This window comes from Vibrio sp. YMD68 (assembly GCF_029958905.1).
Taxonomy (GTDB): domain Bacteria; phylum Pseudomonadota; class Gammaproteobacteria; order Enterobacterales; family Vibrionaceae; genus Vibrio.
Genome location: NZ_CP124614.1, coordinates 1,630,591 through 1,656,438 on the forward strand (window position 1 = coordinate 1,630,591; position 25,848 = coordinate 1,656,438).

Sequence of the window (25,848 nt, forward strand, 5' to 3'; positions counted from 1 at the left end):
TGCTTTTGTCTTTAACGCTGCGCTACTCTTTTAAGAGCTCTTTCTTTTAAGAGCTCTTTCTTTTAAGAGCACTTTGAACAACGTTTAGTCGCGGAAGTTTTCAAATTGGAACGGTTGGCCAAGTTCGCCGTTCTTAACCAAGGCCATAACAGCTTGTAGATCATCGCGTTTTTTGCCGTTAACACGAACTTTGTCACCTTGAATTGAAACTTGTACTTTTATTTTTGAATCCTTCACGGCCTTAACGATTTTCTTCGCTACAGGGGTATCGATGCCTTGCTTGAAAGAGACATTCTGATGCCAACTTTTACCCGTTTGCTCAGCCGTTAGAGATTCCATAGCACTGGGATCAATGCCACGCTTGGTCAGTTGCCCACGCAGGATGTCGCGCATTTGCTTTAGTTGAAAGTCGCTCTCTGTAGAAAGCTTGACGTTTTCATCTTTTAGCAACTCAAAACTGGCAGTAACGTTACGAAAGTCAAAGCGAGTAGTTAGCTCTCTAGATGCGTTATCTACGGCATTTTTTAATTCAACCGTATCGATTTCGGAAATAATATCAAAAGAAGGCATGTTTCTGTCCTTATGTGAATTTTTTAACGTTTTTTAACCGCACTGGCTAACATATCAAGCATGGTTTCAGTGTCGTTCCAGCTTAGGCAAGGGTCTGTAATTGATTGACCATAGGTCAAGTTATCCAAATCCTTCATTGGCTGATTGCCTTCAATAATGAAGCTCTCTGCCATAATACCAGCGATACGGTTTTTACCCGATTGGATTTGAGCACAAATATCTTTGGCTACATCCAGCTGCTTTCTGTGCTGTTTTTCACAGTTGGCATGACTGAAGTCAACCACCAAACGGGTCGGTAAAGAGAATTCATCTAACTGTTCGCACGCATTTTCTACGGACTGCGCATCAAAGTTAGGGCCTTGGTCGCCACCACGTAAAATGACATGTCCAAATGGATTTCCACTGGTGCGATACACCGTCATTCGGCCATTTTTGTCTGGTGAATAGAAATAGTGAGAGGCACTGGATGCGCGGATCGCATCAATGGCAATTTTTACATTACCGTTGGTACCATTTTTGAATCCAACTGGGCAAGAGAGCGCAGAGGCCATTTCTCTGTGTATTTGAGACTCAGTGGTACGAGCGCCAATCGCTCCCCAGGAAATCAAGTCAGCAATGTACTGACCAGTTATCATGTCTAGAAACTCAGTCGCGGTTGCTAAGCCCAGCTTATTGATATCTAACAGTAGCTTACGCGCCTTGTTTAAACCTGCTTCCAACGCGTATGAACCGTCAAGGTTAGGATCGGTAATAAGACCTTTCCAGCCGACGACGGTTCTAGGCTTTTCAAAATAGGTGCGCATAACAATAAACAGTTCATTGCTGTATTGTTGCTGAATATTTGCTAGCTTTTCTGCATAGTCTAGTGCGGCTTCAGTATCATGTACCGAGCAAGGCCCAACAATAACCAGTAAACGATCATCTTGGCCCGTCAATATATTCTCTATCTGGCGACGAGAATGAGCGATTTTGCTAGCAACGTCTTCTGTAATGGGATGAGCGCTTCCAAGCTCTGCCGGTGTCGGCATTGGACCCAATGCTTGGGTTCTTAATTCATCTGTTTTTAATGGCATGTACTTGCCTGTCCCTTCAATTGCGAAGCGGTAAAGATAACGGAATTGGCTCTAGGAATAAACCGTTTCGCATTATTCTTTCTTATATATAGGGTTTTATCCGCAACAAGCATTTTTGATCGGCCAGCGGGTTAACCATTCTCGATTATAAAATCGAATTCATGTTTTCCTTGTATTACCGTTACGCAATAGGTATTTTCGATAAAAAATAGCGGTTAAAGGACATGGAGCAGTAATGAGTCTTCCAAATAACAACAGTTTAGTTTCTGGTCTAACACTAGGGGATGCATTTCCATCTTCACAAATACAGACGAATGGACAGCATATTTATATATCCCTTACAGAACTCATCATGGACAAGGTGTTTTACCACCCCTCGTTAGTCGATGGTAATAATGCATTATCGGATATTGAGCAGACTTCCCTTGATGCGATATTGGCTGGGGAAAGTGTTCAAAACCATTTTGTTTCCAGCCTGTGTACGCAGGTAGAAAGTGCGATTAAAGAAACTCATAATAATGTACGCATTTGCTTGAGTGGTGGAGACAGTGATGCTTTTCGTTCGCTAATTGCTGGAAAAATTGAAGAAAAGGAAGCGAACCCTGCTCTTGGAGCCCGTGGTGTTATCCGTTTTGCTTCCTCTTTTTATGCCTCTGCGTTTGCATTAGAGTGCCAGGTGATCAAATCATTACGCGAAAAGGACATTGATGTAGAAATTATTGTGCCTTTTGTTCGAACGTTGGCTGACGCTGCAACTATCATAGACAAATTGGCAGAACAAGGTCTCCCAAGAGGCTTAAATGGCTTGAAAGTATTATTTAGCGTCGATGTTCCTTCTTCTGTGTTACTTGCTGAGCGATTACTGCATTACTTCGATGGTGCCGCCATTCATTTGGAGAATTTGGCACAGTTTACTCTGGGTATTGATAGAACATCAGAAAAGTTACAAAACAGCTTTGATGTCGATAATGAAGCTGTTATTCAACTGGTTGATATGATGGTGAAAGCGGCTTCTAACTCAAAGAAACCTCTGCTTGTTGTTGCTCACGCTATTGATGAAAACAAAAAGCTTCATCATTACTTATTAGAGAACAACGCATTAGAGATTATTGTTACCGGGTAACTCTCTATTTTGGTTCTCCACCTGTGAATCACTGAGATATGTGATTCACAGCGTTTAAGTCGATTGAAAAGACGCCAAGTTCTTATGAACCTGGCGTCTTTTTTTGTTGATTTATTGTTAACTGTCTACTTATTGAGCCACCAGCATTGACAAATCAATGCGATCTAGGTGAACTGGTCAGATGACTGGTTATAAGGAAATGACTGTGCTATCAAAAATTCAAAAGGCAAACATCTATCTATCGTTATTTGGCTTTTTCAAAGTTCCTTTTATTTGGTTATCACGGCCGAAGATTTTGAAATTGGATGACGATTGCGTTGAGGTCAAAATCCCGACAAAGCGACGAAGCAAAAACCACCTTAACAGCATGTACTTTGGCGTTTTGTGTGTTGGGGCAGATGTTGCCGGTGGCTTCATGGCGATGAGCAAAGCGCAAGCAAGAGGCGAAAAGGTTTCACTCGCGTTTAAATCGGTCAAAGGCGAGTTTTTAAAACGCCCAGAAGCGGATGTGCATTTTTATTGTGACGATGGTGAACTGATCGATAAAATGCTGGATGAAACGATTTCCAGTGGTGAACGAGTTAATCAAGAAGTGAAGATCACAGCCACTTGTCCAACCTTACATGGGGATGAACCAATGGCTATTTTTTATCTCACGCTGTCTCTAAAACGTCGCTAGCTAGGGGCTTTGTCGTCAAGTTCTATAGATTCAATGGCGACGATTTTGCTTCGGTTAAGAATGATTTTCCATCGATAATAACGTACTTCATCGTTATGATTGTCTTCTTTGACGATCAAATTGAGTAAATGCCTTTTCTCAACCGATTCTTTTGTTACCTGACCACTATTGAGTTGGTAAAGCTTATTCGACCCTTTATCCATTAACCGCGTTAAGTTGCGCATACTGAGTTGCAGCGTTTCACGGGTCTCTTCATATCCACTCATAAAGCGTGACGTCGACATTTCGGTTTCGGAACGATAATGAAGGATTTGCTCTTCACGTTGAACAACCCGCTTCTTACGTATCTGAGAGATGCGATCCGGTATTTTGTTCATGGCAGTATAGTCAAGCCACTCATGTTTTTGTCCAACGGCTTTATTCGTGGTGGGATCGATATATTTTCGACGCCACTTGGCTTTACCTTTGCGAATGATGCGCCAAAGAACGTCTCTTAAGTCGTCTTTAAATATTTCTCTCAGTGCGTAGATAAAAGACATGGCCACAATAAATGAAGCCGTAATTTCACCCCAGTAATCACGAGCAACAATCGCAGTAATGGTAACGAAGACCATCACGAGCCCAGTGGCGATGCCTTTAACTGCGCGCTTCATGTTTTTTCCAAGCGAGGTGACTTTCTCTTTCAGAACGATAGGGTGCTCGATAAGGCGCCGTAGAAGACGCATCTTGTTACTCATTCGAGTGGCATCTTCTCGAACTTTCTTAGAGTTATAGTTGTTGAGCTTTCGATGTGCGGTTTCTTTTTCCACAATCGTGATCAGACGCTCTTTCACCGTTTTATAGTCCCCATCGCGCGGCATATGAGCGACAAGTGACATGAATTTTTGCCCTGTATACCAAGAAAGGTAATTATCGATATTGGCGTAGTACCGTTTTAAACTCTCTTCAAACGGTATGGCTCTTCGAAGCCGCTTAAGGATATCTAAAGCCAGCTCAATGACTTCGTCAACATCATCGGCATTGACGGTTTCAACATTGTGCTTGTTGAGCTCACCCACGGCTTTATCCAGCGCTATTACATACTGATACGCAAACAAACTTAGACTGACTCGATATTGGGTTGTGGACAATCGCCCCCGTTTTGCGAGTCGGCTATGCACTAAAGGAAGCAGTGTTTTATCACTAAAGTAGGTTCTTTTCTGATTAATCGAGCTGTAATAGTAGGCAGACTCGCTAAGTACTTCTGGCGATAAGCCGAGCTCACCGGGCACAAATAGGTAGATATCGAGATCTGATTTCTTGGTCAATGCCATGGCGTGAGAGATTTTGAGAGTAATAGCGTCATGTTTATCGACGGTGACCAAATAGCGCTCCTGAAATTTATCGAAAAATTAATGAATAGAACTAGGGAAAGGATAACAGAGTTTAGTTATAATCTCCGTAAATTTAAAAAGAGACAGATAAAATGATTAATGTTGGTCAAGTGAACCGATTAGAAGTAGTAAGGAAGGCCGATTTTGGCGTATTTTTAGACGCTGATGATTTTGGTACGACTCTATTACCTAAAAAACACCTCCCTGAAGGGGTAGAAGTTGGCCAGTACCTCGATGTATTTTTGTATTTCGATTCTGAAAATCAATTAGCGGCGACCACCGAAACACCGATCGCACAAGTTGGCGAATGGGGTCTTATGGATGTTGTTGGCGTGAACAGTACGGGGGCTTTTGTCAATTGGGGTGTGACAGCGAAAGATTTGCTCGTGCCATACAGTGAACAGCGCGGGAAATTGCGTGAAGGGTCTAAGATCTTGGTGTATGTTTATTCAGATAAAGCATCGGGTCGAATTGTTGGTACAACCAAGTTCAATAAATTGCTGGATAAGACACCGGCAAGTTACACCGTTAATGAGCAAGTTAACTTGCTGATCGCAGAACGCAGTGATCTTGGTTATAAAGCGATCATCAACGGTGAGCATTGGGGAATGATTTTTCCATCGGATGTGTTCGGTAAACTGTTTGTTGGTAAGCAGTTGAAAGGCTACATTAAATCAGTAAGAGATGATGGAAAGATAAATGTGTCGCTGCAAAAAATTGGAGTGGCGAAAATGGATGAGCTGAGCCAGAAAGTGATGGACTTACTTGAGAAAAAGGAAGGCTTTTTACCGCTCAATGACAAGTCATCTCCTGACGCGATATTTACCACATTTAGAACCAGCAAAGGTACGTTTAAGAAAACGATCGGTGGTTTGTACAAACAAGGTAAAATTACGATCGATAGCGATGGTATCCGACTCGTAAAATAGTAGCGAGACCCAACGCAAAAAAAGGGCCCAAAACGTCCTGTTCTGGGCCTAGGGGAAAGACTCTAATACAGAGCCTACTCTAATCATTTATACTCAGTCGCTATTTTACTCAGTAACTCTTTTACAAATTAACTCTTTTACTCAGTAACTCTTTTTCTCAATAGCGACGTTCACTCGATAACGGCCTATTTTCGATAGTCATAGCGACTCAATTTACAGGGTCGTCATGTTTCATCACTTACGAAAATTATAGTACAAGATAGCAATAAAATGCGTGTGCATTAGAATTTCATACTATTTTACTAGGCTCTCAAAGAGTTTTTTGGTTCTAAAAGAGATTCTTATCTCGAACGAGCTCACGGGGAAGCCCATTTTTGACTCGATTTCCTACCCATTTTCCTAATCCAATCACATCGTTACCTAATTTCACGATAACTTCGCCTTTTCCTGCTGGCGTATCTGGTCGAACGTCTCGACCCATAAACCATTCACGAGCTTCCTCAGTCGAAAGAACTACACTGTTTGCCTCCGTGCCTAAGGCGAGCGTTGTTGCGACTTGATGCTGCCAGCGGTAGCCCTTTTTGTGAGATTCTGCGATTTTGATGCCCATTCTAGAAAAGCGGAGTTCACCAATCATCGGTTCTAAGGCATTTGGAAATAACCAGACATCTTTGTCTCTGAGCCATACTGAACTATCAGTAGGCAGTGCAATGTTTAGGGATGCCTCAAGCTCTTTTTGAATCTCAATTTGTACTTTTTCAGTCGCTTTTTCAAACGGAAATTTACCCATGCGTTTTTTGACTTGTGGTGGTACTGAACGGCCGGTTTTTCGGATGCGAGCGACGAAAAAACCTTCACAGTCGTAAACCTGTGGGAATATATGCAAAAAGCCTTCTTCAGTGGTCGCAAGCTCGGCATTAGGGAACAATGCATTTAAGTGTTCAAACTCGACCAGATCGCCAAATGTGTCTTTTAAATGATGGCAAACCTGTTGGTTTTTGTAAGTACTTAGAGTACAGGTTGAATAGACAAGAACGCCGTTCGGCTTTAAGGCGTGGAAAGCACTTTCGATGAGTTCTTTTTGTGTGTCGGCAATGCTTTTTACCGATGCTAAACTCCAGTTTTTCATCGCGTCTGCATCTTTGCGAATGGTTCCTTCGCCAGAGCAGGGGGCATCAATGAGAACCGCATCAAATTGCTCAGGTAGCCAGCCACCAAACACCTTGCCGTCAAAATTACTTAAGGCGGTATTCTTTATTCCACACCGCTCAATGTTGGCATGCAGAACTTTGACTCGGCTTGCCGAATATTCATTGGCCACTAAGATGCCGCTATTATTCATTAACGCAGCAATTTGGGTCGTTTTTGAACCAGGGGCTGCGGCCATGTCGAGAACGGATTGATATTCAACATTTGCGTTGTCGAACAGAGCGGTCACGGGCATCATTGAGCTGGCTTCTTGGATATAGAAAAGACCAGCCATATGCTCAGCCGAGTTACCCAGAGGCACGTTAGACTCGTCGGCTGTGATCCAAAAACCTTCTTCACACCAAGGCACTGGCTCCAAGCCCCAACCTTTGATGGCGGCTCGCTCCTTAAATTCTGAAACGGTTACCTTCAGTGTATTGACTCGAATACTTTTACGTAAGGGACGTTTGCATGCGTCAATAAAGTCCTGCATGTTAAGTGATGAAGGAAGAATAGACTCAATTTCGCGTAGAAACTCATCAGGTAGTTGAATATTAGAATGCACAGAGATTGCTCGGATAAAAATGTTGCCGGAATTATAACTAAATTACGCCTTTTAAAAATAGAAAAAGCAGCGATGTCGCTGCTTTTTTAAAGAGTGAATGATTGACGGCTATTGCCTATTATCTATTGCCAAGAGCCAAGAGCTTAAAACTTAAAACTTAGGGCTTAGGGATTGGCGTTCTCCAACGAGGCCATTTATCTTCTGGGCTAGGGTATAAGAAGAAAGACTGCTCTTTTGATGCGATAGGTTCTAGTTGCTTCCCTTCAGGCGTTGCAAACGTGATGCCTCCATTCAATATGCTGTCTAGGGTGCCAGATTTAATATTGGCACCGGAGAGACCGATAGAAACATCCATACCTGACGTGTTCCAGAACACACTGTTTGATCGAACAAGGTAAGCGTATTGGCTATCAATTCGTATTGTCGAAATGATACGGTCAGCAAACTCGCCAAGTTGGACGTCAATTACTTGCCCAACTGGCATCTCGCGATAGAGCACTGGCGTTCCAACGGAAACTGAACCACGCTTTTCACTTTGAAGAATAAAAATAGCCCCGGGCTGATCTTTTGGCGTTGGTTGGAGCTCAAAATGGTTGGTTTTGTCCCCTTGCCCCGGCTGAACTAGGATAGTTGGCGTTAAAATGCTTTCAATGTTTTCAACACCAGACAAGCTGATTTTAGGTTTAGCTACCCAAAAATAACTGCCATTTCTGGCAATATACTGTGAGTATTCAGGTAATATTCGCGCCTTTAACTCGATCTGTTTGTTGTTAAAGTCTGGAGTGACTTGAGTGACTTCACCGACTTTTATCCCATTATATTTTAGGCTTGTCCCTTGGCTGACGATATTAGAATCGTCAGTCTTTAACGTGATCACATGACCAAATTTTCGTGCTTGGTTAAAGTCTGAGTAGAGTTTCCAGTGGTCACTCACCTTGTTTTCTATACCTGGTAAGTTATCAAAAGCGATGCCACCTTGAATCAATGTTTTTAAAGGGGCCGCCTTAACGTTAATACCACTGAGGGAAGCGTCGATTTCAACACCGGAACGATTCCAAAATACGGTTTCCTGAGTTAGCAAGTGCTCGTATTGGTTTTCAATAGTGGCTTGAATTTTAATGCCGCTCTCTATGAGCGTGAAATCGTCGATTTTACCAACTTGTAGATTTCGATAGAGGAGTGGACTGCCTTTTGAAATAGGCGGTAGCTCTTCTGCAAACAGAGTAATACTTTTAGAGCCGGACAAATTATATTTGGCAAGTTCTGCGAGTGATTGGCTTGCGTACAAGGTGTAATTTTTGTTCGCTCTGCTCTTTCCTTCACTGACAAAGCTAATGGATCCGGTTAATAGTTGCTTGGCAGGGGGGACTGAAATATTAAGCCCCGATTCGGTTAGCTCTGCCGTCGCACTACCTGTGACATAAAAACGGTTATTAGCGCGAATCAGGTGAGCATAATTGTTGTCGATTAATGCACCAAGGTGGACACGGTCGTTCACCAGTTGAACATGGGTTATTGAACCGACTTCAATGCCTCTATAGAGTATACCGGCACCCACATCGAGCCCAAAAGATTGGTCGGCAATAAGGTTGATTGCGACAGAACGGGATTGAAGCTTATTAAACTCGTTTTTACGTACTGCCGTAAAGCTACGTGCTCGGTTGCCTTCTTCAGGCACAACAGAGAGGTAGTTCCCTTTCACTAAGTTGGCAATGTTCTGTACACCACTTAAAGAAACCTTAGCTTCTTCTAATAGGAATGCGGTATTCGTGGTCAACATATCACTAAAAGCAGGTTGAATAGCGGCTGATGCGATGATTTTTTCTCTCCCATCACTCAGTTGCAGGCTAGTAATTTGCCCAACTTCGAGACCGCGATACATAATAGGCGCACCAGAAGCACTGATGTCGCTGTTATCGGGTAATTCAATTTTAATGGGTATGCCGCGGCCCGCGGTTTTCAGATCTCGATAAAGCTTAAACTCCGTCGTTTCAGTGATGGGTTCCCCTCCATCCGGTGAGTCTACAGCGATGGAACCTGAGAGTAGGGCACTGAAGCTTTCCAGTCTCACATCGACCCCTTGAAAGCCGATATTGGCACCTACACCACTTACATTCCAGAAACGGCTTTCATTGGTAATGATGTGCCTGTAATTATCTTGGATAGACGCTTTGATGATGACGTTTTTAGAGGCTTCATCGAGTTGATAATTGTAGACTTCACCAATGGGTATTTTTTTATACACAATTTGAGAGCCAATTGAAATTCCACCTAAGTCTCTGGCTTTGAGTCGGATATTGAGTCCAGTGTGAGTCATTAGGTCTGAGGGGGGGCGATCAAGAGCGGTGAACGTTGTCTCCTCTTCATTTGAGGCTTCACTTGGATATATAGAGATGTAGTTCCCCGATACCAGCGCATCCAAACCAGACACACCGGTTAGGCTAGCTGTAGGTTTAACGAGCCAAAAACGTGTCTCTTTCGACAACAACTTAGTCGCTTCTGGGTAGATATCGGCATCCACATAAATGCTTTCTAAATCCTCTGTGAGATTGATGTCCCTCACCATACCGACTTCAAGCCCTTGATAGCGGATCGTTGTTCGCCCGGAAACCAACCCTTGCGCATCAGAAAAATAGATTTGAATGCGTTGCCCTGCGTCCTGAACGGATTTAAAGACAAGCCAGCCCGCCAAAGCAAACGTTAGAATTGGCAGTAGCCAAAGGGGAGAGATTCCTTTGTTACGTTTAACATTGGGTGAAAACGAGGGTTGTGTTGAACCATTACTCATTATTTGACTCTTTTCGTTTTGACTCTGGGAAATTGTCCCATATTAATCTGGGGTCTAAGCTTTCTGCTGCGAGCATCGTCATGACAACAACCAAACCAAAAGCAACAGCACCGAATCCTGGGGTGAAATTAAGTATTTGTCCTCTGTCCACCAAGGTTAACATGATGGAGATAACGAACAAATCGAGAACCGACCATTTGCCAATCCATTTTACGGCAAAATAAATCACCATACGTTGTCGGTGAAAGATGCGTCGTTTGAAATGAATGGCCAATAATAAATACGCGATACCTAATATCTTTGCGATCGGAACCACGATACTGGCGATAAAAATGATAGCAGCAATGCCCCACATATCGCTCTCAACCAAAGAAATAACGCCTGACATGATAGTGTCTTCTTTGAGCAATCCATTGGTGATAACAATGGAAATAGGGACCAAATTAGCAGGAAACAGGGCGATGGTGGCCGCGATCAAATACGCCCAAGTTTTTTGAATGGATTTGGGCTTGCGGTGATAAATCGGCTTATGACATCGGATGCATTGTTCTGATTCATCTTGTGACAAATGGCAATGGTGGCAATGCATGGTCTTCTCGGCAAAATCATACGTTTTTTCTTGTTTCCATATCTCCCAGTAGCGTCTAACACTGACTCTACTCAAAAGTAGCACAGTAAAAAGCTGCAGTAAGATTAAAGCAAAAAGGCCAGGGCCCACATGAATATCCGAATAGTCTTGAAGCTTAAAACATGACACTGCGACGCTAAAGAGAAACACATCGATCATAACCCAATGCTTTAATCCTTGAATCACGGAAAGCGAAAACTTCAGTAATCCAAACAGTCGAAATGTTGTCGCTGCATGCGCCATAACGACGGATAGGCAGACGGCAAGGGGCGCTAATGAACTGCAAAAGAAAATTAACAGCCCTAACAGAGGAAAGCCTTCATCAAATAAAAGGAAAATACCAGAAGGCAGGGTCGCTGGAATCATGACGCCAACGAGTCTAATGCTGATATAGTCGAAAAAGTGGGAAGGGATGAACAACAATAGACAAGTGACCGCTAAGGCGAAATTGCCCGATAGCGAAGGGGTTCCGCCCCGATAGAGTCGGGTACCGCATCTTGGGCAATAAGCGGAGCTTCCTTGTTTAACAGGGATAATGTCGACAGGCAGCTCACAGCCTGGACAGAGGCGAATGTCCGTTTGTTCTGAAGGGTGTCCAGTCAGCGATGCCACTTTGTGCCTATTTCCTTAATCATCATTTCCTTGATTGCTATTTCTCTTGTTCGTAATGCCCAACAACTAGTGACGCCGTCACAAAGTGGCGTGGGTTTGCGCTGTACCATACAGTGTTTGATACAACCCTTGTTGTGATAAAAGCTCACCGTGAGTGCCGGTTTGACTGACTTGACCATCCTCAAGTACGTAAATTAAGTCGGCTTGCTTCACGGCAGAGAGCCTGTGAGCGACGATCAGTGTCGTGCGACCAGCCAAAAATGTATTGAGCGCTTTATGTAAGGCCGCCTCGGTTGCCGTATCAAGAGCCGATGTTGCTTCGTCTAAAATAACAAACTTAGGGTTACTCAATACCATGCGCGCAATAGCGAGCCGTTGGCGTTGTCCCCCTGAAAGACGAATACCGTTACGGCCCACTTGTGTATCGAGCCCTTGATCAAGTGTCTCTATGACATCTTGTAGCTGAGCAACGTCGAGCGCCCGCCACAAAGATAAATCATCAACATCACTGCCAAGAGTCAGATTATGCCTCAACGTGTCATTAAAGAGTATAGGTTGTTGTAAAACAACAGCAATATGTTCGCGGATGATCTCATAACTGATATCGGTAGAAGAGGCGCCGTTGAACCGAATGATTCCCGATGATTGCTGATATGCTCCAATCAGCAATTGAATCAATGTTGACTTACCACCGCCACTTGCACCCACCAACGCCACCTTCTTTCCTGCTGGTATGGAAAGAGACAAGTTATTAAGTACTTGGTTTTCATCGTTATACGAGAAATTGATGTTGCTTATTTCGACGTCTACCTCACGGTCAGTCGTGAACGGATCGATTTTACTTTGCGGCCTGTCTTCTTCTTCCAATGAAAGTAATGCATTGATTCTAATCAACGCTGCTTTAGCACTGTACCAGGAAAACTGAATACTCAGCAGCTCTTGCACTGGCCCAAGCATAAACCAGAGATAAGAAAAGACGGCAAATATCTGTCCAATAGTGAGGTCACTAAACAGCACCATTAACATTGCCATGGCTCTAAACAGCTCAAACCCAAGTAAGAACAACAAGAACGAGAAACGACCTGCCGCTTCAGACTGCCAAGCGTACTTGTCTGCGTCGATACGAATTTGATTGGCGTCTTTCTTCAGCTCCTCTAAGAACAACTTCTCTTTGTTGGCCGCGCGTAATTGATAAATACCATCGAGCGTTTCAATCAGCCGATTTTGAAACCGTTCAAACGATTGGTTCTCATATTTCTTTAAATGTTTAACTCGGTTACCCAGTTTACGAGAAAAATAGATAACAATAGGGTTAACTAACAGAATAAACAGACCCAAACGCCATTCTAACCAGAGTAAAACAAGCGCGGTTCCCAGAACGGTGAGCAGGCTGACAATAAACTTACTTAGGGTGCCACCAATAAATTTATCGATGGTCTCTATATCTGTCACCAAATGGGAATTTATCCCACCGCTTCCTTTGGTTTCATATTGTTGGATACTTATCCGGCCCAGTTTATCGATCATCCGAGTCCGGATGTTATATGTGATGGTTTTTGAGGCCAACGTAAACTGACGGCTTTGCAAAATATTTAATGCCTGACTTAGGGTACGCATCACGATTACCGCCAGTAGAGTCAGAACGATGTAACCAGTGGGCGTTTGAAACTCTGTCGGTAAAAACTGATTCATTATGGCTAAGCCAGAACCCGGTTGATCAAGCAGCACTTCATCAACCATCAGTGGCATTAACAAAGGGATAGGGACGCTAATTAGCGCTGCGACGATAGCAATCGAATTTGCAAAGATGAGCAAGGACTTATGTTTTTTTACTTGAATTAACAGCCAAGAGCGGCTAATAGTATCGTTTGATGTTGTCATAGAGTCGAAATATCCCTATTTCAGTATTGAAAAACTCGCACTATTTAAAACCAAGCTGTATTGAAAACCTAGCTGTATTGAAAACCTAGCGTATTTTGTTGAGTTCATGCTCAGATTTCCAATTGGAACCATTAATGAAAATAGAACATTACCACCGACTAACCAAACAAGCAGTATCACTTTTAGAGTCAGAAACCGATCTCGTCGCAAATTTAGCGAATCTTAGTGCTTTATTGAACATGGAATTGGCTGACATAAATTGGGTTGGATTCTACCTATTAAAAGGTGATGAATTGGTGTTGGGGCCATTTCAAGGTAACCCAGCTTGTGTAAGAATTCCAATCGGTAAGGGTGTGTGTGGCACTTCGGTGGCAACAAACAGTGTCCAACGTATTTACGATGTGCACCAATTTGAAGGTCACATTGCTTGCGACGCCGCCAGTAACTCAGAACTGGTCATTCCATTTTCGATAAATGGGAAAATAGTCGGAATACTTGATATTGATAGCCCAAGTATTGGCCGCTTTAGTGAAATCGATGAACAAGGATTAACTTTTTTAATGCAAGAAGTGGAAAACCTGCTCAATTCGCACGCTAACAAAGCATAAATTATCTATCTGGTGTGGTTTTTCCTTTTTAGGTCACTATAATACCACCCATATTTACCTTATTGCTTGCGGAAAGACCGCAATAACCAGGAACCCTCATGGAAAATACTGAAAAGTTAAAAAACAGCAAAGAAGTTATCGCATATATTGCTGAATGTTTCCCTAAGTGCTTTACTTTAGAAGGTGAAGCAAAACCTTTGAAAATTGGTATTTTTCAAGATCTTGCAGAACGCTTGAATGAAGATGAAAAAGTAAGCAAGACTCAGCTTCGTGCAGCATTAAGACAGTACACGTCTTCTTGGCGCTATTTACACGGAGCAAAAACAGGCGCTACGCGTGTTGACCTAGATGGCAACGCATGTGGTGAGTTAGAAGAAGAACATGTAGAGCACGCGAAAACGGCATTAGCAGAAAGCAAAGCTCGAGTTCAAGCACGTCGTAAAGAACAAGCGCAGAAAGCGCGTGAAGAAGGTAAAGCGGCTAAGCCAAAAGCGAAGAAGCCTCAAGCTCGTCGTCCTGCACCTAAAGCACAAAAAACAGAAAGTAAGCCTGTAGAAACGCGCGCTTTGGTCGCTGATGATATGATCGTTGGTAACAATGTGAACGTAAATATGGGTAAAGGAAACATGGCAGCGACCATTGTTGAAATTAATAAGGAAGACGTGCGAGTTCAACTAGCAAACGGCCTGCAAATGGTTGTGAAAGCGGAGCACTTGCGCGCATAAAGGAGATACTCCTACGCATGAAATGCCGTTCAAAATTGACTCTGATTGCTGCTGGCCTTTGGCTAGCAGTGTCATCAGCTCAGGCTCTTGAAGCCAAATTAAGCAAAGAGGACTTACCTGTTCTCGCTCCTGAAGTTCAGCATGAAACCGCTAGCAAGCGCGTCACTTCACGCTTTACTCGTTCTCATTATAATCACTTCATTTTAGACGATCAGTTCTCCCAAGCGATATTCGCTCGTTACATTGAAATGCTCGATTACAATCGAAATATTTTCACGCAGTCAGATATAAACTCTTTTAATCACTGGTCTGCGGGTCTTGATGAGCAGTTAAAAGCGGGCAACAATCAGATAGCGTTTGATGTCTATAATATTTCGTTGAAGAAACGTTATGAACTGTTTCAATACGCGCTCACCCTTCTTGATACGGAAATGAAGTTCGATGTCGATGAATTTATCGAGCTTGATCGTTCAGATGCTGCTTGGCCGGTAGATGAAGCCGAAGTGAAAGAGCTGTGGCGAAAACGTGTTAAATACGATGCCCTTAATCTTAAAATGACGGATAAAGAGTGGCCTGAAATTAAAGAAGTGTTGGGTAAACGTTATAACAACGCGATTAAACGTTTGAGTCAAACCAACAACGAAGATGCCTTTCAGCTATACATGAATGCATTTGCCAGAGAAGTTGATCCTCATACCAGTTACCTTTCTCCACGTAACGCTGAACAATTCCAATCTGAAATGAACCTTTCATTAGAAGGGATAGGCGCGGTTCTTCAAATGACCGATGACTATACCGTTATTCGCTCTTTAGTCGCGGGTGGACCAGCTTCTAATAGCAAGCAGTTGGGTGAAGGTGATCGAATTGTTGGGGTGGGTCAAGATGGCAAAGACATCGTCGATGTTATTGGATGGCGACTTGATGACGTCGTACAACTGATCAAAGGACCTAAGGGTACTAAGGTTAACCTGCAAATTTTACCCGAAGGTAAGGATGCAAAAAGTCACGTTGTAACAATTGTTCGAGATACGATTCGCCTTGAAGATAGAGCGGTTAAATCTGAGGTAATCGAAAAGGACGGTAAGAAAATTGGTGTACTAGAAGTCCCAAGCTTCTACGTCGGCCTTTCTAAAGATACCGATAAACTTATCTCTGAGCTAGTGGCTGACGGTGTCGATGGTATCATCGTTGATTTACGTAACAATGGCGGGGGCGCGTTAACAGAAGCGACTGCACTATCGGGTTTATTTATTGAGAGTGGCCCGGTCGTTCAGGTTCGTGATAGTTATGGCCGCGTGAATGTCAACAGTGATACCGATGGAAAGATAAGCTATCAAGGGCCACTAACCGTCTTAGTGAACCGATACAGCGCTTCTGCATCAGAAATTTTTGCTGCGGCACTTCAAGATTATGGTCGCGCGATCATTTTGGGTGAAAACTCATTTGGTAAAGGCACAGTGCAGCAACATCGTTCTTTGAATCATATTTATGATTTATTTGAGAAGGAGCTGGGTTATGTCCAATACACCATTCAAAAATTTTACCGAATTAACGGTGGAAGTACTCAGAATAAAGGTGTGATTCCCGACATTTCTTATCCGACGCCAATTGATCCTGCAGAAACAGGTGAGAGTGTTGAAGATAATGCATTACCTTGGGATCAGATTGATCCAGTGAAATTTGATTCTTTGCAGGATAACGCCGCATTGATTGGTAAGTTAACCGCCAAGCATGATGTACGCATCGCGAAAGACATGGAATTTCAATTTATTGCTGAGGATATTGAAAGATATTTGGCTGAGAAAGACGACAATACGATTTCTTTGAATGAAAAAGTAAGGCAAGAAGAAAGTGATAAAAATGACGATCTTCGTTTAGCCCGCGTTAATCTGCGCCAAAAAGCAAGTGGTGAAGAGCTCTTTGCTACCTTAGACGATATACCTAAAGATTATGAGCTGCCAGATGCTTACCTTGATGAATCGGTCGCTATTATGGTCGACATGTTGCGTTAATCAGTCTATTGCTTAGCGTTAAAAATACAAAAAACGAGTACATTAAGTGCTCGTTTTTTTTGCTTAAATTACTTTTCACTCAGTACATGTTGATATTTTTATGTGATGTGAATCAAAATAATGGCGATTTTTGTGATGTGTGCCTAAGCTTTAATAAAAGTAAGGGGGCGTATTATGAGATGGATAATCGGTTTAGCAATGTGTGTGAGTTTTTCTGTATTTAGCCAAGATAACAATCAAGGTTCTGATCTCACACAGTTTGACCAGCCCTTTTTATTAGGGGACTGGTACTTAATCAACTCAGACCCAGAAAACGGCAACGATAACTTCATGGCAATAAAACTTTCGCTTGATTCAAATTACTCATTCCAGATCGATATTCAAAAGAAAGATTACAGCGTCGACCATTGGGAAGGTCTTTATGCGGCCAATGACGATACGATTATTCTCGGTCTCAATACCTCCGACCCTCAAGTTTACAAGTACTCGGGTAACCACAACCTGCTAAGCATGAATGGCGTCATGTTTACAAAAGGTTTGTCTAACGCGCTTGCGGGAATGTGGTCGAGTGAACAACTTGCAGGGGATGATTTACTGGCGAGTAATGTAAGCAAGATGGACCTGGTGTTGCAGCCTGATTTCGTGTTCATGTTTAAAGCAAGCAACCTTGAAGGCATGGAAACAGTGCATCAAGGTGTCTACTACACAGAGGGTGATCAATTGGTTCTTCTGTATGAAAAGGGTGAACATGAAACGCGCTACACACTTAAGAACGACAGGTTAACGCTTGAAGCAGAAGAAGGTGGTATGTATGCCGTGCTCAATAGGATACGTTGATAGGAATAAGAGAATACGCTAACGGTTTCTACTGAATGAGATCCAATAGTCTAGATAAGTATGTCACTAAAGTTAAATTCAGTAGCGTTATCTAACAAATGTGCGGTATAAATCGGCACTTAAACGAGGTATTTAAATTAAATACCTCGTTTTTTTTCAATAGGGGTTGTAACTCGTGGCGACACATCGTAGAAATAGAGCAGATGTTTTCAGTCATAAGGACAAAGACAATGGCGCATACTCCTCAAGCCAAATACCGTAAAGATTACCAGTCACCTTCTTTCACGATCAGCGATCTAGACCTTACTTTCGATTTATTCGACACTCAAACCGTTGTGACCGCAACGTCATCGTTGAAAAAACTGTCAGACAGCACCAGTCTTTATCTAGATGGTGAAGGGTTAACGCTGAAAGAAATCAAGATAGACGGTAAAACTTGGAACGACTTTGAGCAAAATGACACAGGGTTAACGATTCACTCTATTACTAGCGATTGCGAACTGATGATAGTGACTCAATTGAACCCTGAAGAGAATACGGCTCTTGAAGGTCTGTACAAGTCGGGAGGCGCATTTTGCACTCAGTGTGAAGCAGAAGGGTTCCGTCGCATTACCTATTATCTAGATAGACCGGACGTTCTCGCGAAATTTACGACCACAGTGATCGCTGATAAAGCACAATATCCGTTCCTATTGAGCAATGGTAACCGTATTGATCAAGGTGACTGTACTCAAGGTGACGTTCCTCAAGGTAATAGCGATCAAGGTAATAGCGCGAATGGCCGTCACTGGGTTAAATGGCAAGACCCGCATCCTAAACCCGCCTATCTCTTTGCTTTGGTGGCCGGAGATTTTGATGTTCTACGCGATAATTACACGACACAATCGGGTCGAAACGTAGAATTAGAAATCTTTGTGGATAAGGGGAATCTGAACAGAGCCACTCATGCGATGGTTTCGCTTATTAACTCAATGAAATGGGACGAAGAGCGATTCAACCTTGAGTACGACCTAGACATCTATATGATTGTTGCCGTCGATTTTTTCAATATGGGTGCAATGGAGAATAAAGGGCTTAACGTCTTTAACTCTAAGTACGTCTTGGCGAACGATCAAACTGCAACGGACACAGACTATCTTGGCATTGAAGCGGTGATTGGCCATGAGTATTTTCACAACTGGACAGGCAACCGCGTTACTTGTAGAGATTGGTTTCAACTCAGCTTGAAAGAAGGCTTAACGGTTTTCCGCGATCAAGAATTCTCGTCTGATTTAGGGACTCGCTCCGTTAATCGTATCAATAACGTCCGTATTATCCGTGGCCCGCAATTTGCGGAAGACGCAAGCCCAATGTCTCATCCTATTCGCCCCGACAAAGTGATTGAAATGAATAACTTTTATACGCTAACCGTGTATGAAAAAGGCAGTGAAGTTATTCGAATGATGCATACATTACTCGGTGAGAAGGCGTTCCAACAAGGTATGGCTTTGTATTTCGAACGCCATGACGGTACGGCTGCAACGTGTGAAGACTTTGTGTCAGCGATGGAAGACGCTTCCGGCGTTGACCTCAAACAATTCCGTCTGTGGTATAGCCAGTCGGGAACACCAACACTCAGTGTGACCAGTCATTTTGACCAACAGGCTAAGACATATGCGTTAACGGTCGAACAAAACACCCCAGCGACAACGGATCAAACAGAGAAACAAGCGCTGCACATTCCGTTTGATATTGAACTGTACGATCAAAATGGTGACGTCATACCTTTGCAGTCGAATGGTGCTAGTGTGCCAAACGTACTTAATGTGACAGAAACCAAGCAAACTTTTGTGTTTGATCATGTAGATTCTCAGCCGATACCATCATTGCTTCGCGAGTTTTCTGCCCCTGTTATTCTTAACTATGAGTACACAGACCAAGAACTTATTTTCCTGATGAGTCACGCACGTAATGAGTTTGCACGTTGGGATGCCGGGCAGATGTTGTTGGCAAAATACATCAAGAGTAATGTGGTTCACGTAGAACAAAATCAAAAAGTGGCCATTGATATGCCCGTTATTGATGCATTCCGTGGTGTATTGCTGAGTAAAACGTTAGACCCTGCTTTCATTGCTGAAATGCTCGTTTTGCCAAGTCACAACGAAATATCGGGTTGGTATGAGCAAGTCAACGTTGATGCGATTGCTCTTGTGTTGAAGCACATTAAAGCAATTTTGGCTGACGAGTTAAAAGATGAGTTCAGTGCGATGTATCATGCGATGGCTCAAAAGACTTACACCATTGCTCATAGTGCCATTGGGCAACGCGCGCTTCGTAACACATGTTTAAGCTATTTATCCCACACGGATATTGGTGAGCAACTTGTTATCGCTCAGTACCAAGATTCCGATAATATGACCGATACCATTGCCGCCATGACTTGTGCCAATAATGCGCAGCTAGCTTGCCGCGAGAGATTGATGTCAGATTACAGTGAGAAATGGAGCCATGACGGCTTAGTGATGGATAAATGGTTTGCATTGCAAGGGACCAACCCTTCTTCCAATGCGCTTGAAGTGATCAAGGAAACCATGGAACATGCGGCATTTAGCATTAAGAACCCTAACCGAACACGCAGTTTAATCGGCGCATTCTTAAATAATAACCCGGTACAGTTCCACGATAAATCTGGATTAGGTTACCAATTTGCAGGAGAGATCATTGCAGAGTTAAACAGCAGTAATCCACAAGTGGCCTCGCGTCTCATTGATCCACTGCTTAAATTTAAAAAGTACGATCAACAAAGACAAGCTCTGATAAAAGAACAGCTACTTTCTTTACAGTCTTTAGACAACTTAGCCAAAGATCTGTATGAAAAAGTCACCAAAGCATTAGACTGCTAATATCTTTAGGCTGATTTTTAAGTTGAAGTGGTGGACATCGCCACTTCAACTTATTTTAATACCTACTTTAACACCTAAGGTTAACGATTAAGTATTTAGAACCATTACCGATGAAACACTATACCTTTTCCTTAAACATAACATACCAAGCATTTTTGGATCACTATTCCGGTGCGGCTAGTGTCGTACATGTGGTCACTGATACCGGTTTAAGACTTCAATTACCGGCTGTAAAGTTTCGCGGCTTTCTCAGTCAAATTGGCGTGAAAGGGCGGTTTAGACTAACAACCGACCAAAACAACAAGTTTTTAAAGTTAGAAATGCTATGAACAACTGATTTGTTAGCGGTTTAAACAGAACGCCTATCACATTATCAAACATTCCTGCTGCTACACGAACAAATCCATTAACTATTTGCTAATAAAACTTTTACAATAAAATCATGCATTACCTGCTTTAAGCACTATGCTTACAGCATTCCCTATAAAAATGACAATTCTAATTGTGGAGCGTGATTATGACCGTGCGTGATACTTTAATGCCGGTTCTTCTTGAAAAGGTATATAAGCTAATTCAAGACAAACTAGAGCTTGCCCATCAACCCTTAGTGACTCAACTTGCCCAGCATCTTTTTAGCAATATTGCTCAAGAAGATCTGGTCGAAAGGAACGAATCCGATTTGTACGGTGCTGTCGTGAGTTTATGGCACCACATTAATGAAAAGAAACCAGAAGATATCTCGGTTCGTGTGTTTAATCCATCTGTCAGTCGCCAAGGTTGGCAATCGACACATACCATTGTCGAAATGGTGGTTCCAGATAGCCCATTCTTAGTGGATTCTGTAAAAATGGCATTAAGCCGTTTGGATCTCTCTTCCCACTTTATGCTCCATGGGCCGACCCAAATAGAACGTGATAAGAAAGGGAAAACGATAGGAATTAATAGCGGCGATGGTGTGTTCCAATCCCTGTTCCATATCGAGGTAGATAGACTGAGCAGTAAGCAAACCATGACGTCGCTTAAAAATGAGTTATTGACCATAGTGACGGACGCCGGACATGTTGTTCGAGATTGGTTGTTGATGGTTGAAAAGCTTGAAGAAGTGACCAATCAAGTGATCAGCCAAAAAGAGAGCATCGCATTAAAGGATGATCGTTATGAAGATACGGTTAAATTCCTGCGCTGGTTAGGGGATCATAACTTTACTTTCATGGGTTATAAAGAATATGACCTGGTTAACGTTGATGGCGATAAAGTCCTGACGCCAACCAAAGATATTGGGTTAGGTCTTTTTTCTGAGGCGAAGCGTGTTCGAGCCGTAAAACTGTCTGACTTTACTGACTCAGCCAGACTAGAAGCGATGAAAGCGTTCTTACTCATTGTGACGAAAGGCAATGCCCAGTCTCGTATTCACCGACCGGCCTATACTGATTACATCGGCATTAAAAAATTCGACAAGAATGGCAAAGTGATTGGTGAGCATCGATTCACGGGTCTATATACTTCTGCCGTTTACAATCAAAGCGTCGAAAGCATTCCTTTAATCCGAGAAAAAGTAGAGCGCATCCTAGATGCGAGTGGTTACCGTGACGGTTCATACTCTTACAAAGCGCTGCACAATATATTAGAAAACTATCCCCGTGATGAGCTGCTGCAAGCCAAAGAAAATGAATTACTTGAAGTTGGAATGGGCGTTGTACAAATGCAAGATAGAGATATGTTGCGTCTATTTGTCCGTAAAGACCCATTTGGCCGTTTCTTTAGCTGCATGGTTTATGTCACCAAAGAACGATATAACACCGAACTGAGACGTCAGACACAACGTATTCTTAAACAGTACTTTGGCTGTGAGCAAGAAGTCGAGTTCACGACTTACTTCTCAGAAAGCCCGTTGGCAAGAACCCATTACATTGTACGTGTAGATAATAATAATATGGATGTAGATGTTAAAACGATAGAACATAACTTGATGGAAGCTTCATCAACGTGGGACGATAGACTCTCTGATGCGATCGTCGCCAACTTTGGCGAAAGCAATGGACTTCCTTTGTCGAAAGAGTATATGCGCGCATTCCCGCGTTCGTATAAAGAAGACATGATGCCAGGATCCGCCGTTGCGGATATTGAAAGGCTTGAAGCACTGAGCGATGACAACAAACTCGGTATGCTGTTTTATCGCCCACAAGAAGAGTCAGCAGATTCCAAAGCCGTTCGGTTGAAACTCTACCATAGAGATGAACCCATTCATCTTTCTGATGTGATGCCTATGCTGGAAAATCTAGGGTTGCGTGTCATTGGTGAATCGCCTTATGAAGTTCGAAAGGTCAATGGTCAAAATTATTGGATCCTAGATTTCTCAATGCTTCATAAGAGTGACAAATCGGTTGATCTTCGTGAAGCCAGTGAGCGTTTCCAACAAGCGTTTGCCGAAATTTGGGCAGGTGAACTGGAAAGTGATGGATTTAATAGACTGGTATTGGGTGCGTCATTATCGGGTAGAGAAATTTCTATTTTAAGAGCCTATGCCCGTTACATGCGTCAGGTTGGGTTCCCATTCAGTCAACAATATATCGAAGAAACGCTCAGTCATTATCCTCAAATCGCGAAAGGTCTTGTTGATCTCTTCAAGAAGCGTTTTGATCCAAAATCTAAGGGAAGCCAAAAAGGGCAAAATGATCTTGTTACTAAGTTAACGGCGCAATTGGATCATGTCGATAGCCTAGATGATGATCGAATTATTCGCCGTTACATGGAAATGATCACAGCAACACTAAGAACCAACTACTACCAGTTGGATGAAAATAAACAGGTTAAGCCTTGGCTGTCTCTGAAAATGAAACCCAGTGACATCCCTGAAATTCCTCAACCGGTACCTGCATTTGAAATCTTTGTTTATGCGCCAGATATTGAAGGTGTTCATTTACGTGGTGGAAAGGTTGCTCGGGGCGGCTTACGTTGGTCTGACAGACAAGAAGATTTCCGTACCGAAATTCTTGGTTTAGTTAAAGCGCAACAAGTGAAAAATACCGTTATTGTTCCTGTCGGAGCAAAAGGGGGATTTGTTTGTAAACGCCAGCACAATTTCACTGAACGCGATGAGATTTTTGCAGAAGGCCAACGCTGTTACAAACGTTTCATTCGTGCATTACTCGATGTATCAGACAATGTTATCGATGGTGAGGTGATTCCGCCTAAAAATGTCGTTCGCCATGATGAAGATGATCCGTATTTAGTCGTTGCCGCAGATAAAGGAACAGCAACGTTCTCGGATCTGGCAAACTCCGTATCGGAAGAATATAACTTCTGGCTAGGTGATGCGTTTGCGTCGGGTGGCTCGAATGGTTATGACCATAAAGCGATGGGCATCACGGCGAAAGGCGGTTGGGAATCGGTTAAGCGCCATTTCAGAGAGATGGGGATTAACTGTCAAACCACGGACTTTACAGCCATCGGTGTGGGGGATATGGCAGGAGATGTATTTGGCAACGGTATGCTGCTATCTCAGCACATACGCCTAAAAGCCGCCTTTAACCATATGCACATTTTTATCGATCCTAATCCAGATTCAGCGAGTTCTTGGAAAGAGCGTGATCGTCTCTTCAAATTGCCACGTTCAGGTTGGGACGACTATAACGAAAAGTTAATTTCTAAAGGTGGAGGCATCTTCTCACGTCGTGCAAAATCCATTGAGCTAACGCCAGAAATTCAAAAAATGCTAGGGACCAAAAAGGCGTCTATGGCGCCCAATGATTTGATCAAAAAGATCTTATCGATGGAAGTGGATCTACTTTGGAATGGTGGTATTGGTACTTATGTGAAAGCATCGACCGAGACTCATACTGATGTTGGGGATCGTGCTAACGACACGTTGCGTATCGATGGTAGAGACCTCAAAGCGAAAGTGGTGGGAGAAGGCGGCAACCTTGGTATGACTCAGTTAGGGCGGATTGAATTCGCGCTAGCGGGCGGACGTGTGAATACCGATTTTGTTGATAATGTTGGTGGCGTTGATTGCTCAGATAACGAAGTTAATATTAAGATCTTCCTCAACGGTTTGGTGACTCATGGTGATCTTACCGTGAAGCAAAGAAACAAGATCTTAGAATCAATGGAAGACGAAGTAGGTGACATTGTTCTTGATGACGCGTATTGCCAAGCGGAATCAATCTCCATTACTGAACAGCAAGGCGTGTCTTTAGTTAAAGAGCAAATACGCTTTATTCATGCGATGGAAAAATCGGGGCACCTGGATAGAGCACTGGAATACATTCCAGATGATGAAACTCTGCTGGAAAGAGAAAAGAAAGGAATGGCGTTAACACGTCCTGAATTATCGGTTCTCATTGCCTACGGAAAAATGACACTTAAAGAAGAGTTAGTTCATGAGGACATCGCAAAAGATGAGTTTCATGCGCAGAACCTAGTGTCTTATTTTCCAGACGAGTTACGCCGTAACTATTCTGAACATATGGATAGCCATCCACTTCGAGCTGAAATCATTGCGACCGTTCTTGCAAACCAAATGGTGAACGAGATGGGTTGTAATTTCGTGACTCGTTTGCAAGAAGAAACGGGCTCTAGTACGGTCGATATTGCTAATGCTTATGCGGCAGCAAGAGAGATCTATGGGTTAGGGGATGTTCTGCAGCAAACTCGTGCGCTGGATAATCAAGCTGAAGCCTCCGCTCAATATGATGTCATCTATTATGTGCGCCGCACATTACGAAGACTATCTCGCTGGATCTTAAGAAACCGCCCAGGTAAAAATTCAGTGAAAGATATGATCGCGCTTTACCAAGATGATGTTCATGCCATTACGAATCAACTTGATTCCATGTTGGTGAGTGAGGAAGTGCAAGAACATGAACAGATGGCGAAAGAGTGGATAGATAAAGGTATTTCGAGCGAACTAGCAAGTTACGTTTCAAGATTATCAAGTCTTTACTCAGCACTGGATATATCCACAGTGGCTCGAGAAAAGAGAAAAACAGTCGAACAAACGGCCAAGTTATACTACAACCTTGGCGATCGTTTATCTCTTCACTGGTTCTTGAAACAGATTAATGGTCAAGCTGTTGATAATAACTGGCAAGCTCTTGCTCGTGCAGCATTTAGAGAAGACTTAGATTGGCAACAACGACAGTTAACGGGTCAGGTACTCAGTTGCAGTTGTGATCCCGACAAATTGGACGTCATTAAAGCTTTAGACGACTGGATTGTGAGTAATGAGGTCTCATTGCATCGATGGGAAAACATACTGAATGAGTTTAAAGTCGGCTCTGTTCATGAATTTGCTAAATTTTCAGTCGCTTTGAGAGAATTAATGCTATTAAATTTGAATTGTGCAGCAAATGAGTAAATAATAACGCCCCGTT

At 42.9% G+C, this 25,848-nt stretch carries 17 protein-coding genes; 10 read left to right on the plus strand and 7 right to left on the minus strand.

What is annotated here, in order from left to right:
- Positions 1 to 84: 84 nt before the first annotated feature.
- Together QF117_RS13515 and QF117_RS13520 are read right to left on the minus strand one after the other, a co-directional pair.
- Positions 85 to 570 (minus strand): YajQ family cyclic di-GMP-binding protein, encoded by a 486-nt coding sequence (locus QF117_RS13515; RefSeq protein ID WP_017034234.1) that lies wholly within the window; start codon positions 568 to 570, stop codon positions 85 to 87.
- A 23-nt stretch (positions 571 to 593) separates the two neighbouring features.
- Entirely contained in the window at positions 594 to 1,643 is a 1,050-nt protein-coding gene (locus QF117_RS13520) for a 3-deoxy-7-phosphoheptulonate synthase (protein WP_282389403.1), read from the minus strand.
- A gap of 235 nt (positions 1,644 to 1,878) precedes the next feature.
- Between QF117_RS13520 and QF117_RS13525 the strand changes: the two genes are divergently transcribed.
- Positions 1,879 to 2,766, plus strand: a complete 888-nt coding sequence (locus tag QF117_RS13525) for a putative PEP-binding protein (RefSeq protein WP_282389404.1) — start codon at positions 1,879 to 1,881, stop codon at positions 2,764 to 2,766.
- Between the two features lie 205 nt (positions 2,767 to 2,971).
- Positions 2,972 to 3,445, plus strand: coding sequence for a DUF4442 domain-containing protein (locus QF117_RS13530; protein ID WP_282389405.1), 474 nt, complete (start codon positions 2,972 to 2,974; stop codon positions 3,443 to 3,445).
- Here the strand turns inward: QF117_RS13530 and QF117_RS13535 are convergent.
- Positions 3,442 to 4,809: a hypothetical protein gene (locus tag QF117_RS13535; RefSeq protein WP_282389406.1), complete on the minus strand. Its 1,368-nt coding sequence runs from the start codon at positions 4,807 to 4,809 to the stop codon at positions 3,442 to 3,444. The two genes, QF117_RS13530 and QF117_RS13535, sit on opposite strands and share 4 nt — an antisense overlap.
- A gap of 101 nt (positions 4,810 to 4,910) precedes the next feature.
- Here QF117_RS13535 and QF117_RS13540 point away from each other — a divergent pair, with 101 nt between their 5' ends.
- Positions 4,911 to 5,747, plus strand: a complete 837-nt coding sequence (locus QF117_RS13540; protein ID WP_282389407.1) for a S1-like domain-containing RNA-binding protein — start codon at positions 4,911 to 4,913, stop codon at positions 5,745 to 5,747.
- A 328-nt stretch (positions 5,748 to 6,075) separates the two neighbouring features.
- Here the strand turns inward: QF117_RS13540 and rsmF are convergent, their stop codons facing one another.
- The 4 genes from rsmF to QF117_RS13560 form a co-directional block, all read right to left on the minus strand.
- The gene (gene rsmF / locus QF117_RS13545) at positions 6,076 to 7,500 is read right to left on the minus strand and encodes a 16S rRNA (cytosine(1407)-C(5))-methyltransferase RsmF (RefSeq protein ID WP_282389408.1); all 1,425 of its coding nucleotides are present in this window, start codon (positions 7,498 to 7,500) and stop codon (positions 6,076 to 6,078) included.
- A 157-nt stretch (positions 7,501 to 7,657) separates the two neighbouring features.
- A complete protein-coding gene (locus QF117_RS13550) occupies positions 7,658 to 10,288 on the minus strand; it encodes an MlaD family protein (protein WP_282389409.1) in 2,631 nt (876 codons plus the stop codon).
- Positions 10,281 to 11,528 (minus strand): paraquat-inducible protein A, encoded by a 1,248-nt coding sequence (locus QF117_RS13555; protein WP_282389410.1) that lies wholly within the window; start codon positions 11,526 to 11,528, stop codon positions 10,281 to 10,283. The genes QF117_RS13550 and QF117_RS13555 overlap by 8 nt, the downstream gene beginning before the upstream one ends.
- Positions 11,529 to 11,606: 78 nt before the next feature.
- Positions 11,607 to 13,409: an ABC transporter ATP-binding protein gene (locus QF117_RS13560; RefSeq protein ID WP_282389411.1), complete on the minus strand. Its 1,803-nt coding sequence runs from the start codon at positions 13,407 to 13,409 to the stop codon at positions 11,607 to 11,609.
- Positions 13,410 to 13,543: 134 nt separating this feature from the next.
- Here QF117_RS13560 and QF117_RS13565 point away from each other — a divergent pair, with 134 nt between their 5' ends.
- The 7 genes from QF117_RS13565 to QF117_RS13595 all read left to right on the plus strand — a co-directional run bounded on the left by QF117_RS13565 (position 13,544) and on the right by QF117_RS13595 (position 25,832).
- Complete coding sequence (locus tag QF117_RS13565) at positions 13,544 to 14,017, plus strand: GAF domain-containing protein (RefSeq protein ID WP_282389412.1); 474 nt, start codon at positions 13,544 to 13,546, stop codon at positions 14,015 to 14,017.
- 98 nt (positions 14,018 to 14,115) lie between these two features.
- A complete protein-coding gene (gene proQ / locus QF117_RS13570; protein WP_017034246.1) occupies positions 14,116 to 14,742 on the plus strand; it encodes an RNA chaperone ProQ in 627 nt (208 codons plus the stop codon).
- Between the two features lie 17 nt (positions 14,743 to 14,759).
- Positions 14,760 to 16,754 (plus strand): carboxy terminal-processing peptidase, encoded by a 1,995-nt coding sequence (prc, locus tag QF117_RS13575; protein ID WP_282389413.1) that lies wholly within the window; start codon positions 14,760 to 14,762, stop codon positions 16,752 to 16,754.
- Positions 16,755 to 16,928: 174 nt separating this feature from the next.
- A complete protein-coding gene (locus tag QF117_RS13580; protein ID WP_282389414.1) occupies positions 16,929 to 17,591 on the plus strand; it encodes a hypothetical protein in 663 nt (220 codons plus the stop codon).
- A 230-nt stretch (positions 17,592 to 17,821) separates the two neighbouring features.
- Complete coding sequence (pepN, locus tag QF117_RS13585; RefSeq protein ID WP_282389415.1) at positions 17,822 to 20,473, plus strand: aminopeptidase N; 2,652 nt, start codon at positions 17,822 to 17,824, stop codon at positions 20,471 to 20,473.
- A gap of 110 nt (positions 20,474 to 20,583) precedes the next feature.
- On the plus strand, positions 20,584 to 20,802 hold the full coding sequence (locus QF117_RS13590; RefSeq protein ID WP_017034250.1) for a DUF2835 domain-containing protein: 219 nt from the start codon (positions 20,584 to 20,586) through the stop codon (positions 20,800 to 20,802).
- 188 nt (positions 20,803 to 20,990) lie between these two features.
- Positions 20,991 to 25,832 (plus strand): NAD-glutamate dehydrogenase, encoded by a 4,842-nt coding sequence (locus tag QF117_RS13595; RefSeq protein ID WP_282389416.1) that lies wholly within the window; start codon positions 20,991 to 20,993, stop codon positions 25,830 to 25,832.
- The last annotated feature ends 16 nt before the right edge of the window (positions 25,833 to 25,848 follow it).

Coding starts and splice junctions, on each gene's coding strand:
- proQ (WP_017034246.1), top strand. CDS start 14,116: ATGGAAAATACTGAAAAGTTAAAAAACAGCAAAGAAGTTATCGCATAT.
- QF117_RS13595 (WP_282389416.1), top strand. CDS start 20,991: ATGACCGTGCGTGATACTTTAATGCCGGTTCTTCTTGAAAAGGTATAT.
- QF117_RS13525 (WP_282389404.1), top strand. CDS start 1,879: ATGAGTCTTCCAAATAACAACAGTTTAGTTTCTGGTCTAACACTAGGG.
- prc (WP_282389413.1), top strand. CDS start 14,760: ATGAAATGCCGTTCAAAATTGACTCTGATTGCTGCTGGCCTTTGGCTA.
- QF117_RS13520 (WP_282389403.1), bottom strand. CDS start 1,643: ATGCCATTAAAAACAGATGAATTAAGAACCCAAGCATTGGGTCCAATG.
- QF117_RS13515 (WP_017034234.1), bottom strand. CDS start 570: ATGCCTTCTTTTGATATTATTTCCGAAATCGATACGGTTGAATTAAAA.
- QF117_RS13580 (WP_282389414.1), top strand. CDS start 16,929: ATGAGATGGATAATCGGTTTAGCAATGTGTGTGAGTTTTTCTGTATTT.
- QF117_RS13590 (WP_017034250.1), top strand. CDS start 20,584: ATGAAACACTATACCTTTTCCTTAAACATAACATACCAAGCATTTTTG.
- QF117_RS13550 (WP_282389409.1), bottom strand. CDS start 10,288: ATGAGTAATGGTTCAACACAACCCTCGTTTTCACCCAATGTTAAACGT.
- QF117_RS13540 (WP_282389407.1), top strand. CDS start 4,911: ATGATTAATGTTGGTCAAGTGAACCGATTAGAAGTAGTAAGGAAGGCC.
- QF117_RS13565 (WP_282389412.1), top strand. CDS start 13,544: ATGAAAATAGAACATTACCACCGACTAACCAAACAAGCAGTATCACTT.
- QF117_RS13560 (WP_282389411.1), bottom strand. CDS start 13,409: ATGACAACATCAAACGATACTATTAGCCGCTCTTGGCTGTTAATTCAA.
- pepN (WP_282389415.1), top strand. CDS start 17,822: ATGGCGCATACTCCTCAAGCCAAATACCGTAAAGATTACCAGTCACCT.